Origin of the sequence: Nonomuraea turcica (genome assembly GCF_030718205.1) — a bacterium.
In the GTDB taxonomy this organism is placed as follows: domain Bacteria; phylum Actinomycetota; class Actinomycetes; order Streptosporangiales; family Streptosporangiaceae; genus Nonomuraea.
On record NZ_JAUZQF010000001.1, the window covers coordinates 1,049,545 to 1,065,367 of the forward strand.

General features: G+C 68.6%; 19 protein-coding genes and 1 tRNA gene. 17 read left to right on the forward strand and 3 right to left on the reverse strand.

From position 1 onward, the window contains the following. Window positions 1-6: 6 nt before the first annotated feature. Window positions 7-546 (forward strand): RNA polymerase sigma factor, encoded by a 540-nt coding sequence (locus tag Q9G87_RS05645; RefSeq protein WP_305915085.1) that lies wholly within the window; start codon window positions 7-9, stop codon window positions 544-546. Beyond that, window positions 533-1,423 carry a hypothetical protein gene (locus Q9G87_RS05650; protein WP_305915086.1) on the forward strand — a complete coding sequence of 297 codons (891 nt, stop codon included), beginning with the start codon at window positions 533-535 and terminating at the stop codon, window positions 1,421-1,423. Before Q9G87_RS05645 ends, Q9G87_RS05650 begins: the two co-directional genes overlap by 14 nt. On the opposite strand, the gene Q9G87_RS05655 is transcribed toward Q9G87_RS05650, so the two are convergent. Further along, a complete protein-coding gene (locus tag Q9G87_RS05655) occupies window positions 1,412-2,434 on the reverse strand; it encodes an adenosine deaminase (RefSeq protein ID WP_305915087.1) in 1,023 nt (340 codons plus the stop codon). The two genes, Q9G87_RS05650 and Q9G87_RS05655, sit on opposite strands and share 12 nt — an antisense overlap. 113 nt (window positions 2,435-2,547) lie before the next feature. Between Q9G87_RS05655 and Q9G87_RS05660 the strand changes: the two genes are divergently transcribed. After that, complete coding sequence (locus Q9G87_RS05660) at window positions 2,548-3,180, forward strand: hypothetical protein (RefSeq protein WP_305915088.1); 633 nt, start codon at window positions 2,548-2,550, stop codon at window positions 3,178-3,180. Between the two features lie 53 nt (window positions 3,181-3,233). After that, window positions 3,234-3,746 (forward strand): hypothetical protein, encoded by a 513-nt coding sequence (locus Q9G87_RS05665; protein ID WP_305915089.1) that lies wholly within the window; start codon window positions 3,234-3,236, stop codon window positions 3,744-3,746. On the opposite strand, the gene Q9G87_RS05670 is transcribed toward Q9G87_RS05665, so the two are convergent. Continuing rightward, a complete protein-coding gene (locus Q9G87_RS05670; RefSeq protein WP_305915090.1) occupies window positions 3,726-4,934 on the reverse strand; it encodes a pyridoxal phosphate-dependent aminotransferase in 1,209 nt (402 codons plus the stop codon). The two genes, Q9G87_RS05665 and Q9G87_RS05670, sit on opposite strands and share 21 nt — an antisense overlap. 157 nt (window positions 4,935-5,091) lie before the next feature. On the opposite strand from Q9G87_RS05670, the gene Q9G87_RS05675 reads away from it, so the two are divergent. From Q9G87_RS05675 to Q9G87_RS05715, 9 genes are all read left to right on the forward strand, one after another. Further along, window positions 5,092-5,164: transfer RNA gene (locus Q9G87_RS05675), tRNA-Trp, on the forward strand. Between the two features lie 78 nt (window positions 5,165-5,242). Beyond that, window positions 5,243-5,488, forward strand: a complete 246-nt coding sequence (secE, locus tag Q9G87_RS05680; protein WP_164904133.1) for a preprotein translocase subunit SecE — start codon at window positions 5,243-5,245, stop codon at window positions 5,486-5,488. Between the two features lie 80 nt (window positions 5,489-5,568). Next, a complete protein-coding gene (gene nusG, locus Q9G87_RS05685) occupies window positions 5,569-6,333 on the forward strand; it encodes a transcription termination/antitermination protein NusG (protein WP_305915091.1) in 765 nt (254 codons plus the stop codon). Between the two features lie 119 nt (window positions 6,334-6,452). Further along, window positions 6,453-6,884, forward strand: a complete 432-nt coding sequence (gene rplK, locus Q9G87_RS05690) for a 50S ribosomal protein L11 (RefSeq protein ID WP_127939574.1) — start codon at window positions 6,453-6,455, stop codon at window positions 6,882-6,884. 58 nt (window positions 6,885-6,942) lie between these two features. Next, a complete protein-coding gene (gene rplA, locus Q9G87_RS05695) occupies window positions 6,943-7,662 on the forward strand; it encodes a 50S ribosomal protein L1 (RefSeq protein ID WP_305915092.1) in 720 nt (239 codons plus the stop codon). A gap of 268 nt (window positions 7,663-7,930) precedes the next feature. After that, complete coding sequence (locus tag Q9G87_RS05700; protein ID WP_305915093.1) at window positions 7,931-8,749, forward strand: LolA-like protein; 819 nt, start codon at window positions 7,931-7,933, stop codon at window positions 8,747-8,749. A gap of 235 nt (window positions 8,750-8,984) precedes the next feature. Beyond that, a complete protein-coding gene (gene rplJ, locus Q9G87_RS05705; protein ID WP_305915094.1) occupies window positions 8,985-9,509 on the forward strand; it encodes a 50S ribosomal protein L10 in 525 nt (174 codons plus the stop codon). A gap of 72 nt (window positions 9,510-9,581) precedes the next feature. Continuing rightward, the gene (gene rplL, locus Q9G87_RS05710; protein WP_305915095.1) at window positions 9,582-9,971 is read left to right on the forward strand and encodes a 50S ribosomal protein L7/L12; all 390 of its coding nucleotides are present in this window, start codon (window positions 9,582-9,584) and stop codon (window positions 9,969-9,971) included. A gap of 158 nt (window positions 9,972-10,129) precedes the next feature. Next, window positions 10,130-12,010 carry a mannosyltransferase YkcB-related protein gene (locus Q9G87_RS05715; protein WP_305915096.1) on the forward strand — a complete coding sequence of 627 codons (1,881 nt, stop codon included), beginning with the start codon at window positions 10,130-10,132 and terminating at the stop codon, window positions 12,008-12,010. Here Q9G87_RS05715 and Q9G87_RS05720 read toward each other — a convergent pair. Continuing rightward, window positions 12,007-12,390 (reverse strand): nuclear transport factor 2 family protein, encoded by a 384-nt coding sequence (locus Q9G87_RS05720; protein WP_305915097.1) that lies wholly within the window; start codon window positions 12,388-12,390, stop codon window positions 12,007-12,009. The two genes, Q9G87_RS05715 and Q9G87_RS05720, sit on opposite strands and share 4 nt — an antisense overlap. Before the next feature lie 87 nt (window positions 12,391-12,477). Between Q9G87_RS05720 and Q9G87_RS05725 the strand changes: the two genes are divergently transcribed. From Q9G87_RS05725 to Q9G87_RS05740, 4 genes are all read left to right on the forward strand, one after another. Then, complete coding sequence (locus Q9G87_RS05725) at window positions 12,478-13,044, forward strand: TetR/AcrR family transcriptional regulator (protein ID WP_305915098.1); 567 nt, start codon at window positions 12,478-12,480, stop codon at window positions 13,042-13,044. Window positions 13,045-13,134: 90 nt separating this feature from the next. After that, window positions 13,135-14,136 (forward strand): ABC transporter ATP-binding protein, encoded by a 1,002-nt coding sequence (locus tag Q9G87_RS05730; RefSeq protein WP_305915099.1) that lies wholly within the window; start codon window positions 13,135-13,137, stop codon window positions 14,134-14,136. A 202-nt stretch (window positions 14,137-14,338) separates the two neighbouring features. Continuing rightward, the gene (locus Q9G87_RS05735; protein WP_305915100.1) at window positions 14,339-14,839 is read left to right on the forward strand and encodes a hypothetical protein; all 501 of its coding nucleotides are present in this window, start codon (window positions 14,339-14,341) and stop codon (window positions 14,837-14,839) included. Beyond that, entirely contained in the window at window positions 14,836-15,333 is a 498-nt protein-coding gene (locus Q9G87_RS05740; RefSeq protein ID WP_305915101.1) for a hypothetical protein, read from the forward strand. The genes Q9G87_RS05735 and Q9G87_RS05740 overlap by 4 nt, the downstream gene beginning before the upstream one ends. Window positions 15,334-15,823 lie beyond the last annotated feature (490 nt).

Below are 15,823 nucleotides of genomic sequence, written 5' to 3' on the forward strand. Positions count from 1 at the left end.
CTCGCCATGGACGACGACGAGGCGATCGCGCGCTCGCTGGAGGGTGACTTAGCGGCCTATGAGGCGCTGGTCGCCCGCTACAGTGCGCTCGCCCACCGTACCGCGTCCATGCTGGGTGCGGGGGACGAGGCCGAGGACGTGGTGCAGGAGGCTTTCGTCAAGGCGTTCCGGCACTTGGCGAGCTTCCGCCGGGAGGCGCCGTTCCGGCCGTGGCTGCTGCGCATCGTGGCCAACGAGACGCACAACCTGACCCGGTCGCGGGGGCGGCGGAATGAGCTGGCGCTCCGGCTCGGCGCTACCGCCGACGTCACGGCTCCCGACGATCCCGAGGGTGCGGCCGTGGCCACCGACCGGCGTTCTCGCCTTCTGGTGGCGGTACGTGGACTGCCCGAGCGGGAACGCCAGGCCGTCGTCTGCCGGTACTTCTTACAGCTGAGCGAGGCGGAGACGGCGCAGGTGCTCGACTGGCCGGTCGGCACCGTCAAGTCCAGCACCCACCGTGGGCTGGCCCGGTTGAGGGAGGAGGTGGGCAATGAGTTCGCGTGAGCCCTTCGACGAGCCTCTCGATGAGCTGCAGGCGGAGCTGTTGGCGCTCGGCGATCTCATCGACGTGCCGGCGCCGCCTCCCGCCGACGTGGCGGCCGCCGTTCGCGCCCGCCTTGAATCCACCCCTCAACCCCCCAACCCCGCCTCGCCTTCCGACACCGATCCCGACGCCGACGCCGGGGCGGGTGGCGAGTCCGGGGAAGGGCCCGATCCGGCGCACGGTCCCTATACCGGCCCCGTCAGGCCGGCTCGATCTCGGCCGCCGGGGCGGCGGGACGGTGGGCGGCCGGCGCGGCGCGGCAGGCGGTGGACGATCGTGGCAGCGGTGGTCGTCGTGGTCATCGCCATCACGGCCGCCACCCCCCAGGGCCGGGCCGCGGTGGCGAGGATCCTGCGGTTCGCCGGGGTGGAGCTGGAGATCGGCGAGAGCACACCCCCGCCGGTCACCACCACGGCGTCCCTGCCCGGCGAGCGCACCGTGCCCCCGTCCGGGGTGCGGAGCCAGGCCAGGTTCGAGGTCAGGATCCCCGGCAGTCTCGGCCCGCCGCAGAGCGCGTCGGTCGCCGACAACGGAAGGGTGGTGTCGCTGTTCTGGCCGGGCGGCATCCGGCTCGACCAGTTCGACGGTGCCGTCGACCCCATCTTCTTCAAGAAGGCCGGCCCGCCGTACCCCGACTTCGTGAAAGTGGGCCCCTACCAGGCGTTCTGGCTCGAGGGTGAGCACCCGCTCGGCTACATCGCGCGCCAGGACGGCACGCGGGTGCCGCTGCGCCAGGCCGCCGCCACGCTCATCTGGAGCCAGGACACGATCAACTACCGCCTGGAGGGCGTACGGACCAAGGAGGAGGCCATCACGATCGCCGAGTCACTCCAGTGAGCCGGTCAGCCAGTCGTCCACACCCTTGAGCAGCTCCTTGCGTACGGACTCCGGAGCCGCCGACGAGCGTACGGACTGCCGCGCCAGCTCGGCGATCTCGGCGTCGCTGAAGCCGTAGACGTCCCTGGCCAGCTCGTATTGCGGCAGCAGCCGCGCACCGAACAGCAGCGGGTCGTCCGACCCCAGCGCGATCGGCACCCCCGCGTCGAACAGCCGCCGCAGCGGCACGTCGGCGACGTCCTGGGCGACCCCCAGCCCCAGGTTCGAGGTGGGGCAGATCTCGCAGCAGATCTGCCGGTCGGCCAGCCGGTGCATCAGCCACTGGTCCTCGGCCGATCGCACACCGTGCCCGATCCGGTCCGCTGCCAGGTCGTCCACACACTGCGCCACGCTGCGCGGGCCCATCAGCTCGCCCCCGTGGGGCACGGACAGCAGCCCGCCCCGCTTGGCGATCCTGAACGCCCGCTCGAAGTCCCTGGCCGCGCCCCTGCGCTCGTCGTTGGACAGCCCGAACCCGACCACGCCCTTGCCGACGTATTGCGTGGCCAGCCTGGCCAGCGTGTTCGCGTCGAGCGGATGCCTGGTCCTGTTCGCCGCCACGACCACCGCGATCCCGATCCGGGCGTGCTCGCCCGCCTGCCGCGCGGCGTCGAGCACCAGCTCCAGCGTGGCGGTCAGGCCGCCGAAACGCTGGGCGTACCCCGACGGGTCGACCTGGATCTCCAGCCAGCGCGACCCGGCCGCCGCCTCGTCCTCGGCCGTCTCGCGCAGCAGCCTGTAGACGTGGTCGGGCCGGCTCAGCACGGACCTGGCGATGTCGTACAGCCGCTGGAACCTGAACCAGCCGCGCTCGTCGGTGGCCCGCAACTTCGGCGGCCAGTCCTCCTCCAGCGCGTCGGGCAGATGCAGCCCCTGCTCCCTGGCCAGCTCGATCAGCGTGGTGTGCCGCATCGAACCGGTGAAGTGCAGGTGGAGATGGGCCTTGGGAAGCGCGTCTAGGGGCCGTGGCATTTGCTTATCTTGCCATCCGGCCTGTGGCGGGGTGCCGTCCCACTCGCGGGCTCGCGACCGTGAAAGCCGGGCGGGCGAGTGATGGATGGGCGGGAACCGGGGATCAATGACGCATGATCCCTGAGGGGCGCGACGGCGGACGGGGATGGCGCGCGGTGGTGGCGGCGCTGGCGTTCGCGATGACGGGTCTCATCATCCACGCGTTGTTCTCGTCGGGATTCGGGCGCATTGCCCGTCCTGCCGAGGAGGCGCCCCCACCCCTCGCCGTGGCCCCTCCGGAGACCCGCCTGGACGGTGACCAGGCGAACGTCCGCCCCGTTTCGGCCGTGCCCACCCGCGGCTCGGACTCACGGGCCGGCGTCCTCGCGGTGATCTCCGACGATTTCTGGCTCACCTACCTCCCCGCGGGGCTCGAACGCAGTGGCGGTGGGGTGATCGAGCCGGAGCTGGGCGTCAAGGGCGGCTGGGCCAGGTTCGCAGCTGCGGACAGGTTCGTCGAAGCGCAGGTCGAGCACGGTATGGTGGCGGCGGACTGGCAGAGCTACCGCTCCCGGGTCACCATGCTCGACGCCCGTGACACCACCGTACGCGGCCGGCCCGCCGCGGTCGGCAGGCATCCGAACGGCGGTCGCGTGATCGTCTGGCTGGAACGCGTGGGCACCGGCGCGTGGATCAGAGTCAGCGACTCCCTGAGCGGGGAACTCCTCGCAGTTGCCGCCTCCGTGAAGGCTCCTGTAGGAGACTAGGTCCCCTTCCCAGTCCCTCTCTTCCGGGTATCCACACACGTCATGGGGGGTCGATGCGGCGTCTGGCGGCAGTGCTCCTCGTGCTCGCGCTCACCGGCTGCGGCGGCGGTGACGGCGTGCCGGAGCCCGAGCCCACCCGCACCGTCGCCCCGCCGTCGCAGGAGCCGGCAAGGAGCAAGACCATCTCGCTGTCCTGCGGCGGCACCGAGGTAAGCCTGCCGGCCATGCCCGCGAAGCTGAAGCGTGCCGGCGCGTTCGCCCAGCTGCCCTCGCTCGCCCGCCGGCTCGACGTCGACGGCCTGATCTGGCGCGGGAACGACGAGCACCTGTACGTCGGCGTGGTGTGCGGGGTGCGGACCGCCGAGCAGTTCGCCACGCTGGTCGCCAGGTCGACGCTGACGGCGTACAAGGGGCGGCCGGCGCTGCGCTGGACCACCAAGAGCGGCCTGCGGAACTTCATGTGGCTGGAGCAGCCGGGCACCGCGGTCTACATCGGTGCGACACCCGGCCTCGCCACCCACATCAGGCGAATCGCCGGCGGCGTCTCAGCGGGCCTCGGCCAATAGCTTGCCCAAGCGGCTGACGCCCTCCACCAGGTCGTCGTCGCCCAGCGCGTACGACAGCCTGAAGTAACCCGGCGTGCCGAACGCCTCGCCGGGCACCACCGCCACCTCGGCCTCCTCCAGGATCAGCTCGGCCAGCTCGCTAGAGGTCTGGGACCGCCTGCCCCGCAGCTCCTTGCCGATCAGCTCCTTGACCGTCGGGTACGCGTAGAACGCCCCCTTCGGCTCGGGGCAGAACACGCCCGGGATGTCGTTGAGCATCCGCACCATCGTCTGGCGGCGCCTGTCGAACGCCGTGCGCATCTCGGCCACCGCCGACAGGTCGCCGGAGACCGCGGCCAGCGCCGCCATCTGCGCCACGTTGGAGACGTTGGACGTGGCGTGCGACTGCAGGTTGGTGGCGGCCTTGACCACGTCGGCCGGGCCGATCAGCCAGCCCACGCGCCAGCCGGTCATCGCGTAGGTCTTGGCCACGCCGTTGAGGATCACCACCCGGTCGCCCAGCTCGGGGACGGCCGTGGCGATGCTGGTGAACTCGGTGTCGCCGTACACGAGGTGCTCGTAGATCTCGTCGGTGACGACCCACAGGCCGTGCTCGGCCGCCCAGCGGCCGATCGCGATGGTCTGCTCGCGCGAGTAAACCGCGCCCGTCGGGTTGGACGGTGAGACGAACAACACCACCTTCGTACGCTCGGTGCGCGCGGCCTCCAGCTGCTCGACGTCCGCCAGGTAGCCGGTGGACTCGTCGGCGACGACGTCCACCTGCACGCCCCCGGCCAGCTTGATCGCCTCGGGGTAGGTCGTCCAGTAGGGCGCGACCACGAGGACCTCGTCACCCGGGTCGAGCAGCGTCGCGAAGGCCTCATAGACGGCCTGCTTGCCGCCATTGGTGATCAGCACCTGAGACGGCTCGACGGCATAGCCGGAGTCGCGCCTGGTCTTGTCGGCGACGGCCTGCTTGAGCTCGGGCAGCCCGCCCGCCGGGGTGTACTTGTGGAAACGCGGCTGGCGGGCCGCCTCGATCGCCGCCTCGACGATGTAGTCAGGCGTCGGGAAGTCGGGCTCGCCCGCGCCGAAGCCGATGACGGGGCGTCCGGCCGCCTTCATCGCCTTCGCCTTGGCGTCCACGGCGAGGGTGGCGGATTCGGAAATCGCGGAAATTCTTGCGGAGATGCGAGGTCGGGTGGACATGGGTCCATCGTCCCACGTGCTCGTGACCTGGGCGATCAGCTTTGGGTTCGACGTACCGGGTATTCCCCCGTATGCTTTCGGCTGGTCCTTCCGCCGCATGTCGCCGGGCGGTTCGGTCCAGGCAGTGAGTCGATCAGGGTAGTCTGGTTGATGACATAGGGCACTGGCGCAATTGGTAGCGCACCGGTCTCCAAAACCGGCGGTTGGGGGTTCGAGTCCCTCGTGCCCTGCGAGTGCGGTCCGCGCAACGATTGGCGTGTAAGCGCGCCGCAAACTGCGTTGGATACGGACGAATTCAGGTGAGGACTGTGGCGATCGACACACGCGGCGAAACCGCCGACAAGCCCAGTGGCGAAAAGAAGACGCGCACTTCGCCTGCCCTTTTCTACCGGCAGGTCGTCGGCGAGCTTCGTAAAGTCATCTGGCCGACACGCAAGGATCTCATCACCTACACCACGGTCGTTCTGATATTCGTTCTGATCATGGTTGGCATCGTGTACGGCCTCGACGCCGCCCTGGGATGGTTGGTTCTCCGCGTCTTCGGCGGAGCCTGATCCCGGCGCCGCCGGTGCCCGCCTGACGGAGTCGCCATCGATACGAGCTCAATCGATTAGACGAAAGAGGAAGAGTCACCGTGTCCGAGTCTTCTATTCCGGCCGACGAGTCCCGCGAGGAGTGGGGCGACGAGCTGGAAGAGGCCACTGAGGAAGCCGCCGAGGCGGCTCTCGAAGAGGCCGAGGTCGCGGAGAGCGACGAGGCGGCCGAGGTCGAGGCTGTCGCCGCCGAAGACGCTTCGGCTCTTCCCGACGTCGACCCCGTCGAGGAGTTCAAGCAGTCGCTGCGCGGCCTGCCCGGCGAGTGGTATGTCATTCACTCCTACGCCGGCTACGAGAACCGCGTGAAGTCCAACATCGAGAGCCGCAACGTGTCGCTCAACATGGAGGACTACATCTTCCAGATCGAGGTGCCGACGCACACCGTTCAGGAGTTCAAGAGCGGCAAGAAGGTGCCGGTCAAGGAGCGCGTGCTGCCCGGCTACGTGCTGGTGCGCATGGACCTGACCGACGAGTCCTGGGCCGCGGTGCGTAACACGCCTGGCGTGACCGGCTTCGTGGGTCTGTCCAACAAGCCGAGCCCGCTCAACCTCGACGAGGTCGCCAAGCTGCTCGCGCCCGAGCCGACCGAGGAGGCCAAGAAGGCGGCGGCCAAGCCGTCCGCGGGCCCGACGGTCGAATTCGAGATCGGCGAGTCGGTCACGGTCATGGACGGCCCGTTCGCGACGCTGCCCGCCTCGGTGAGCGAGATCAGCCCCGAGTCGCAGAAGCTCAAGGTGCTCGTCTCGATCTTCGGCCGTGAGACCCCGGTCGAGCTGTCGTTCAACCAGGTCTCGAAGATCTAGGACGATCACCTACACTTAGACGTTCGGGCGGCCGCCTTCGCGAGGGCGGCCTCCGACATGTCCGGGGCTGCAATCCGCAGCCCGGACGGCATCACAATCAAAGACCCGGAGAAGGACAAATGCCTCCGAAGAAGAAAATCGCCGCGTTGGTAAAGGTCCAGCTTCCCGCTGGCCAGGCCACCCCGGCGCCGCCGGTGGGTACCGCCCTCGGTCCCCACGGCGTCAACATCATGGACTTCGTCAAGCAGTACAACGCCGCGACGGAGGCCCAGCGGGGCAACATCATCCCCGTTGAGATCACCATTTTCGAGGACCGCAGCTTCACCTTCATCACGAAGACGCCGCCGGCCCCCGAGCTGATCAAGAAGGCCCTCGGCCTCGACAAGGGCAGCGCGGTCCCGCACCGCGACAAGGTCGGCAAGCTCAGCCGCGAGCAGCTGCGCAGCATCGCCGAGACGAAGATGCCCGACCTCAACGCCAACGACATCGAGGCCGCCGAGAAGATCATCGCCGGCACCGCCCGGTCGATGGGCATCACGGTCGCCGAGTAACACCCTTTCAGACGTTCGTGGGAGGGCCGTCAGGCCCGTTCACCACTAGGAGTTAAGAATGAAGCGCAGCAAGGCGCACAAAGACGCGGCGGCCAAGTTCGACCGCGACAAGCTCTACTCGCCCGTCGAGGCCGCGAAGCTCGCCAAGGAGACGTCGACCACCAAGTTCGACGCCACTGTCGAGGTCGCGCTGCGGCTGGGCGTCGACCCTCGCAAGGCCGACCAGATCGTGCGCGGCACGGTCAACCTCCCGCACGGCACCGGTAAGACCGCCCGGGTCCTGGTCTTCGCGACCGGTGACCGTGCCGAGGCGGCCCGCGAGGCGGGCGCCGACATCGTCGGCGCCGACGAACTGATCGACGAGATCTCCAAGGGCAACAGGCTCAACGAGTTCGACGCCGTCGTGGCCACGCCGGATCTGATGGGCAAGGTCGGCCGCCTGGGCCGCGTGCTCGGTCCGCGTGGTCTCATGCCCAACCCGAAGACCGGCACGGTGACGCCCGACGTCGTCAAGGCCGTGACGGAGATCAAGGGCGGCAAGATCGAGTTCCGTACCGACCGGCAGGCCAACCTGCACTTCATCATCGGCAAGACGTCGTTCGGCGAGCGCGAGCTCCTGGAAAACTACGCTGCCGCCCTGGATGAGGTGCTGCGTCTCAAGCCGTCGGCGGCCAAGGGCCGTTACCTGAAGAAGGTCACCTTCTCCACGACAATGGGCCCGGGTGTCCCGGTCGACCCCAACATCACCCGCGGCATCACCGCGGAGCTGGAGAGCTGATCTCTGCTCTTTGACAAGCCCCCGCCCTTTTCGGGCGGGGGTTTTTCGGTTGTGTGCCCAGCATGGGTGGGGTTCCGCGGCACCCGTGGCCCGCTTGAGCGCCGAAGAGCGAAGACCGTGGAGCGGGGCGGCGGGTGGGCCGGGCCGGAGCGTCCGTATGGTGGATTGTGAAGATGGTGTGAAGACCTTGTGGGGGATAACCCTGGGTTTTCCCCTAATTGTGCGGGGAAGGCGCTACGGCCGTGGAATGCAAACGTAGGGTCAAGACATGCTGAAGCGATCGATAAGTCTCGCCGCGGCCGGAGCCGCGCTCGTGGTGGCCGCGGTTGCCGGTTGTGGCACTACTGCCCAGCCCATCCAGGTCAATCTGGCGGCCTCGGAAGTGCTGGCGCAGGCCGCGCAGAAGACGGCTGAGGTCACCAGCTACACCGTTGACGCCGTGGTGAACGCCACGCACCCCCAGCAGGGCGACGGCCGGGTGCAGGGACGCATGCTCTACCAGAAGCAGCCCCTGGCCGTGGACCTGACCCTGGACACCGTCGACATGGGCGGTCAGAGCCTGCCGGGCGGCGTACGAGCCGTGCTGCAGGGCGACGCCGTCTACGTCAAGGTCGAAGCGCTCAAGGACCTGGTAGGCGCCACCAAGCCGTGGATCAAGGTCCCGCTCACCGAGATGGGCGAGTCCGGCGAGGTGAACCAGTACCTGAACCAGATCCAGCAGTTCGATCTGGCCAATGTGACCAAGCTCGTCACGGCCTCGCAGGACGTGAAGTCGGTCGGCAACGAGAGCGTCAACAGCGAGGACACCACCCACTACAGCGGCAGCTTCCCGGTCGACGCGGCCGTGCAGTTGCTGCCCGCCGACGAGCAGCAGCAGGCCCGTACGGGCCTGGCCGAGCTCAAGGACGTCAAGTTCGACATCTGGGTGGCCGCCGACGGACTGCCGCGCAAGCTCGCGTTGAACGGGCAGAAGGAAGGCGCCACGCTCGACGCCACGCTGTTCTTCAAGGACTTCAACAAGGCCGTGACCATCGAGACGCCGCCCGCCGACCAGGTGGGAGAGTTGCCCAAGGGCACGACCAACTGAGAACGATTTGGAAACTCGGCGACCAGGACGTAGTCTGGTCGTTGCCGAAGACCGCCGGTTGTCGTCAGGTGCTCAAGCCTGACGGCCGAAGGATCCACGTCATGTGGACGACCCGCGCAGGTGTGATGCGAGTTTCCCACATGGTCTGATCCGTGTGTGAGCCCCGTGCGCCCTGCGCCCGGGGCTGTTCTCATGTTCGGGGGCCTTCGCCGGCGGCACATCTGGAAGGAGGCCCATGGCGAGGCCGGATAAGGCGACAGCGGTTGCCGAGCTCAAGAATGAGTTCGAGGGCAGCGCTGCCGCCGTTCTGACCGAGTACCGCGGTCTCACCGTCGCTCAGCTCAAGGAGCTGCGCACCTCTCTCGGTGAGAATGCGAAGTTCGCCGTGGCGAAGAACACCCTGACCAAGATCGCCGCCAACGAGGCAGGCGTGACGGGTCTTGACGACCTGCTGGTCGGTCCGACCGCCGTCGCCTTCGTCAAGGGCGACGTCGTGGAGGCGGCCAAGGGTCTGCGTGACTTCGCCAAGGCCAATCCCCTTCTGGTGATCAAGGGCGGCGTGCTCGAGGGCAAGGCCCTCAACGCTACTGAGATCACCAAGCTCGCCGACCTCGAGTCCCGCGAGGTCCTCCTCGCGAAGCTTGCCGGTGCGCTCAAGGCGAAGCAGAGCGCCGCTGCCGCGATGTTCGCCGCGCTGCCCACGCAAATGGCTCAGCTGGCCGACGCCCTTCGCGCGAAGCGCGACGAGGCGGGCGAGTAACACCGGGGATTGCCGCACTTACCGCGGTCCCGTTCCTAGTTGTCAGCAAGTCCTAAACGTAAGGAAAACATCATGGCGAAGCTCAGCACCGAAGAGCTGCTCGACACGTTCAAGGAGATGACCCTCCTCGAGCTGTCCGAGTTCGTGAAGCAGTTCGAAGAGGTCTTCGACGTCAAGGCCGCCGCCCCGGTCTCGATCGCCGCCGCCCCCGGCGCCCCCGCCGCCGAGGCCGCCGCCGTTGAGGAGCAGGACGAGTTCGACGTCGTCCTCGAGGCCGCCGGCGACAAGAAGATCCAGGTCATCAAGGAGATCCGCGCCCTCACGTCCCTGGGCCTCAAGGAGGCCAAGGACCTGGTGGACGGCGCTCCGAAGAACGTCTTCGACGGCAAGGTCAACAAGGAGCAGGCGGAGAAGGCCAAGGCTGCCCTCGAGGGCGCCGGCGCCACCGTGACCGTGAAGTAAGACGGTCCTGTCTCTTCTGAGAAGGGGCGCGAGACATCCTGGTGCCGGATGTCTCCGCCCCTTTTCGCATTTCCTGAGCGGTGCCGTGCGGGCACGGCTCAGGAGATTCTCATCCCGGTCTCATCGCCCCACCAACCGGCGTGCCTAGCGTGCCTGACGTGGTTACCGAAGCTAAGTCTCGTTGGGCGCTGGCCGCCCTCCTCGTGGGCACCGGCGTGCTGTACATCTGGGGCCTTGGAGCCTCGGGCTGGGCCAATTCTTATTACACGGCAGCCGTGCAGGCCGGCAGCCAGAGCTGGACGGCGTTCTTCTTCGGGGCCTCCGACGCCGCGAACGCGATCACCGTCGACAAGACGCCGGCCTCGCTGTGGCCCATGGTGCTCAGCGTGCGGCTGTTCGGGCTGAACTCGTGGGCCATGCTCGTGCCGCAGGCGTTGATGGGCGTCGGCACCGTGGCCGTGGTGTACGCCTCCGTGCGCCGGCTGTTCAGCCCATGGGCGGCGCTGCTGGCCGGGGCGGTCATGGCGGTCACGCCGGTGGCCGTGCTGATGTTCCGGTTCAACAACCCCGACGCGCTGCTGGTGCTGTTGCTGACCGTCGCGGGCTACTGCGTGGTGCGGGCCCAGGAGCGGGGGGCGACCCGGTGGCTGGTGCTGGCGGGGGCGGCGATCGGGTTCGCGTTCCTGGCGAAGATGTTGCAGGCGTTCGTCGTGCTGCCCGGGTTCGCGCTGGTCTACCTGCTGACCGCGCCTGTGGCGTTCTGGCGCCGGATCCGGCAGTTGCTGCTGGCGGGCGCCGCGATGGTGGCCGCCGCCGGGTGGTGGCTGCTGGCGGTGGCGCTGGTGCCCGCCTCCGAGCGGCCGTACATCGGCGGCTCGCAGACCAACAGCGTGCTGGAGCTGGCGCTCGGCTACAACGGCATCGGCCGGCTCAACGGAGCCGACTACGGCGGGCTGGGCAACCTCAACCAGCAGTCCGGATGGCTGCGGATGTTCGACACCGAGGCGGGCGGGCAGATCTCCTGGCTGCTCCCCGCGGCCCTGGTGCTGCTGGTCGCCGTCACCTGGCTGACCCGGCGGGCGCCTCGGGTCGACCCGTTCCGCGCCGCCGTCTGGGTGTGGGGGAGCTGGCTGCTCGTGACGGCATTGGTCTTCAGCCTGATGCAAGGGATCTTCCACGCGTACTACACCGTGGCGCTGGCGCCGGCCATCGCGGCGCTGGTGGGCATGGGAGCCGCCGTGCTCTGGGAGCGGGGGGCGCGCAGGCTGCCGGCCATGATCACGGCGGGGACGGCCGTGTGGTCGTACGTGCTGCTCTCGCGCAGCGCCGACTGGAACGCGTGGCTGGGGGTCGCCGTGCTGGTGGCGGGCCTGGGGGCGGCACTGGCGATGTTGCTGACCCGCCGCGTCCTGGCCGTGGCCGCGATCGCCCTGGTGGCGTGCCTGGCGGGGCCGGCCGCGTACGCCGTGGACACCGCCGCGTCGCCGCACACCGGGGCCATCCCGACGGCCGGGCCCTCTACCGGCGGCGGCGGGTTCGGCGGGCCGCCCAGTGGCGGGAACCGCGGCGGGTTCCAGCGGCCCGGCGGCGGAGGCCAGGCATTCCGCCCGCCGGCCGCCGGCGGCGACGGCGTCGGGCGCGGCAGGATGGGCGGTGGCGGCATGGGCGGGCTGCTCAACGCCGGCACGCCGGCCGCCGAGCTGACCGCGCTGCTGAAGGACGGCGCCTCCGGCTACACGTGGGTGGCGGCGACCGTGGGGTCCAACAACGCGGCCGGATATCAGCTCGCCGGCGGCCAACCGGTGATGGCGGTGGGCGGGTTCAACGGCACCGATCCCGCGCCGACGCTGGAGCAGTTCAAGCAGTACGTGGCCGAGAGGAAGATTCACTACTTCCTGGGCACCGGCATGGGCGGTTTCGGCGGGCGGAGCACGGGCGGGAGCGGGGACGCGGCCGAGATCGCCGCGTGGGTTCAGGAGACCTTCACCGCCACCACTGTCGGGGGCGCCACCGTCTTCGACCTCACCCAGAACGCCTAGCCGCGGACCTGGGCGATGGCGCTGGTGTCCATGTAGTCCCTCGTGTGGACGATCTCACCGTTCCTGATCCGTAGGACGAGGAGGCCGGGGACCGTGATCGACCGGTCCCCGGCCGTGACGTACGTGCTCTGCTCCACCACCACGACCTCCGGATCGGCCGTGCGGTGCAGCGCCAGCCTGCGGACCTCCTTGACGTCGGCGGGCGTCGCGCCCCATGACGCGCGGTAGCCCGCGCGGATCTCCTCCCTGCTCTTGTACGGCGGCAGCCCGCCGAACGGGAACTCGTGCAGCCCGTCCTCCGCATACAGCTCGGCCAGCTCGTCGGCCGACTTGTGCAGCATCGCGTCGTGGAAGGCGGTGACGATCTCTTCCATGGACATGAGTGACTCTCCATTCGCTCAACAGACGTTGATTCAACGAGCGTAGAGCGAAAAAGTGCGATTGGTCAACGCATGTAGAGTCGTTGCGTGAGTGAGAGAGTGCTTCCGCGGGCGGAGCGGCGACGCAAGACCGAGGGCAGGATCCTCGACGCGGCCAGGACGCTCTTCGCGGAGCTGGGATTCGAGCGCACCACGATCCGGGCCGTCGCCCGGGCGGCCGAGGTCGATCCCGCCCTGGTCATGCAGTACTTCGGCAGCAAGCAGGAGCTCTTCAACCAGGCCGTGCGCGTGGCGCCGGTCCCCGGCGCAGGTCTGGACGCGAACGAGCTGGTCGAATACCTCCTCGGCACGCTCACCATGAAGATCGGCGAGCTGCCGCAGGGCTCCCTGGCCATGATGCGGTCCATGCTCACCCACCCCGAGGCCGCCGCCGCGGCGCGGGAGCTGCTGGGCAGGCAGATCGACCGGCTGGCGGACTCCATCCCCAGCGAGGACGCCCGGCTGCGGGCCGCGCTGATGACGATGATCATGCTCGGTGTGACGGTCGGCCATCAGCTGCTGGAGCTGGACGATCTCCGCGAGGTCTCCCAGGAGGAGATCGCGCGCGTGCTGCGCCCGAGCCTGCGAGCGCTTACTGGACCGGAAGTCTCATAACTGCCTCGTAACAAGTTATCGATCCCGGTCACCATCCGGCCGCGCGTCGTTACGGTGATGGCATCATCCCCGAGCACGGGAAGGTGGCCAGTGGGCGTCGAAGTCGTCGTAGACGGGCTCACCAAGTCGTTCGGGCGCCAGGTCATCTGGGAGGACGTCTCGCTCACGCTGCCCGCGGGCGAGATCTCGGTCCTGCTCGGGCCGTCGGGCACCGGCAAGTCGGTCTTCCTCAAGACACTGGTCGGGCTGCTGCGGCCGGACCGCGGCCACATCTGGATCGACGGCTACGACCTCGCCAACTGCACCGAGAGCAAGCTGTACGAGCTCCGCAGGCTCTTCGGGGTGCTGTTCCAGGACGGCGCGCTGTTCGGCTCGCTCAACCTCTACGACAACATCGCCTTCCCCCTGCGCGAGCACACCAAGAAGACCGAGTCCCAGATTCGCCAGATCGTGATGGAGAAGATGGAGCTGGTCGGGCTGCTCGGCGCGGAGCGCAAGCTGCCGGGGGAGATCTCGGGCGGCATGCGCAAGCGGGCGGGGCTGGCCAGGGCGCTGGTGCTGGATCCGGAGATCATCCTGTTCGACGAGCCGGACTCCGGACTCGACCCGGTGCGCACGGCGTACCTCAACCAGCTCATCGTCGATCTCAACGCCGAGGTCGAGGCGACGTTCCTGATCGTGACGCACGACATCAACACCGCCCGTACGGTGCCCGACAGCATCGGGCTGCTGTTCCGGCGGGAACTGGTGATGTTCGGCCCGCGCGAGATGTTGTTGTCGAGCGACGAGCCGGTCGTGCGGCAGTTCCTCAACGCCAGGAGGCACGGCCCGATCGGCATGTCGGAGGAGAAGGACATCTCCGAGCTGGAGGCCGAGGCCCAGCTGGGGCACGACCCCGGCGCGCTGCCGCCGATCCCGCCGCAGCTCATGCCGACCGGCAATCGGATCCGCCGCGCCCAGCAGCCGCCGGGCACCTGGCTGGCGGCCAACGGCGTGATCCCGCCGCAGGGCTCGTTCGTGGACGAGCGCGGCCGCAACTGGCTGGAGGAATACCCGCGCCTGGTCAACGCCTACCTGCATGGCGTCAAGTGAGCTCCGCCCCCGAAGGGTCACTTACGTAGGGCGCGCCCCCAACGGACGCTCTGCGAGCCTCTGAGGGCCGTATGGAGGCATTTGTGGGATCTGGCAACCCTTTCGCCGATCCCTTACCTCCTGGGTTGGTTCAGGGGCTCCAGGCGTGACCGCCGCGTTATGATCCGGCGGCGGCCGACGCGCGGGAAGGGGTGAGACAGACGTGGAAGGGCTCGACGTCAGGCTCGCCCGCATCCTGATCGCGGTGCTCGGCGGGATGCTGGCGGTGCTCGTCGGCGTGGGCGTGTGGATCGCCGTGCAGGCGCGCGACGAACAGGGCAGGGCGGGGGACAAGGAGGCCGCGCTGCTGGCAGCGGGCGCGCATGCCAAGAACCTGATCTCGCTGGACTACCGGACCGTCGAGGCCGACCTGCAGCGCATGCTCGACACCTCCACGGGGGCGGCCAGGGCCGAATACGTCGCCACCGCGGACAAGCTCAAGTCCACCACGACCGGGAGCAAGGTCGTCCAGCAGGGAGTGCTGCGCGCCACGGGGCTCGTCTCGCTGGCAGGAGCGAAGGCCAAGGTGCTGGTCGTCGCGGATGTGGAGATCCGCTGGGACGGCTCCAAGAACGCGCCGGAGGCGCGCTACTACCGCTGGTCGATGGACCTGGACAAGGTCGGCGGCGCCTGGCTGGTGTCGAAGGCGGTGCAGGTGTTGTGAAGACGTTCGTGATCGTGCTGCTGGGCGTGCTCGTGGTCGTGGCCGGCGTGCTGGTGCCGGCGATGTGGTTCAACCTGCGCGATCTTCGTGACGCCGACGCGGCCGGCGTGGAGGCCGTGGCCGTGGCCAAGAAGGTCGCGCCCGACCTGCTCTCGTACGACTATCGGAGCGTAGAGGAGGACCTGGTGCGGGCCGGCGCGCACACCACCGGTGAGCTGACCAAGCACCTCAAAGACTTGACCACGAGCCTGGTCGCCAAGGCCAAGGCACAGAAGATCGTGCAGACCATCGCGGTGGCGGGAGCCGGGGTGGAGCGAGCCGAGCCGGACCGCGTCGAGGTTCTGCTCTTCGTGAACATGTCTACCGTCAAGGAGGTCTCCGGCGAACCCAAACCCCGGCACGAGTACTTCCGGAACCGAGCCCGGTTCGTCATGGTCCGGCAGGACTCGCGCTGGCTGGTCGCCAGCCTGTCGACCTTGGTCGGCACCGCATGACGCACCGGACGATCTCCGGCGGCGCGGCGCTTCGTTCAATTGTTACCAAAAATCTGGTTTAGCGAAGCATATGGCGGGGGTAATCCAGTCACAGCTACACCGGTTGTCGGCATGGGTTCGACCCCTGGTGTGACGGAGCGTTAACCGCCCCCGTTCGCGGGTATCGTCTTGGGCCTGTGCGGTAGGCGATCGGTCACACAGGGGAGAAAACCCAGCGTCCGGGCCCAGAGTCGGCTAAAAGTCGGGCTCACGGGCTTGACGTTTCCGTCTGAACGGGCGATGCTGCGACCAACGTGGAGCATGCAGCGAGAGCAAAGTGGACAGGCGTGTGCCGTTCGGCTACACTGCCCCTTTGCGCTGCCCTTTGACGACCCGCGATGCTTGCTCACGTTGCGAGGTTGTCTGGCGTGCGTGTAGTCAGTCCGCCGCGAGCCCTCGGAAGGACATCTGTTGGCAGCCTCGCGCAACGCCTCCGCCGTACCCGCTGGTC

Coding starts and splice junctions, on each gene's coding strand:
- Q9G87_RS05645 (WP_305915085.1), top strand. CDS start 7: ATGGACGACGACGAGGCGATCGCGCGCTCGCTGGAGGGTGACTTAGCG.
- Q9G87_RS05650 (WP_305915086.1), top strand. CDS start 533: ATGAGTTCGCGTGAGCCCTTCGACGAGCCTCTCGATGAGCTGCAGGCG.
- Q9G87_RS05655 (WP_305915087.1), bottom strand. CDS start 2,434: ATGCCACGGCCCCTAGACGCGCTTCCCAAGGCCCATCTCCACCTGCAC.
- Q9G87_RS05660 (WP_305915088.1), top strand. CDS start 2,548: ATGATCCCTGAGGGGCGCGACGGCGGACGGGGATGGCGCGCGGTGGTG.
- Q9G87_RS05665 (WP_305915089.1), top strand. CDS start 3,234: ATGCGGCGTCTGGCGGCAGTGCTCCTCGTGCTCGCGCTCACCGGCTGC.
- Q9G87_RS05670 (WP_305915090.1), bottom strand. CDS start 4,934: ATGTCCACCCGACCTCGCATCTCCGCAAGAATTTCCGCGATTTCCGAA.
- rplK (WP_127939574.1), top strand. CDS start 6,453: ATGCCTCCGAAGAAGAAAATCGCCGCGTTGGTAAAGGTCCAGCTTCCC.
- rplA (WP_305915092.1), top strand. CDS start 6,943: ATGAAGCGCAGCAAGGCGCACAAAGACGCGGCGGCCAAGTTCGACCGC.
- Q9G87_RS05700 (WP_305915093.1), top strand. CDS start 7,931: ATGCTGAAGCGATCGATAAGTCTCGCCGCGGCCGGAGCCGCGCTCGTG.
- rplJ (WP_305915094.1), top strand. CDS start 8,985: ATGGCGAGGCCGGATAAGGCGACAGCGGTTGCCGAGCTCAAGAATGAG.
- rplL (WP_305915095.1), top strand. CDS start 9,582: ATGGCGAAGCTCAGCACCGAAGAGCTGCTCGACACGTTCAAGGAGATG.
- Q9G87_RS05720 (WP_305915097.1), bottom strand. CDS start 12,390: ATGTCCATGGAAGAGATCGTCACCGCCTTCCACGACGCGATGCTGCAC.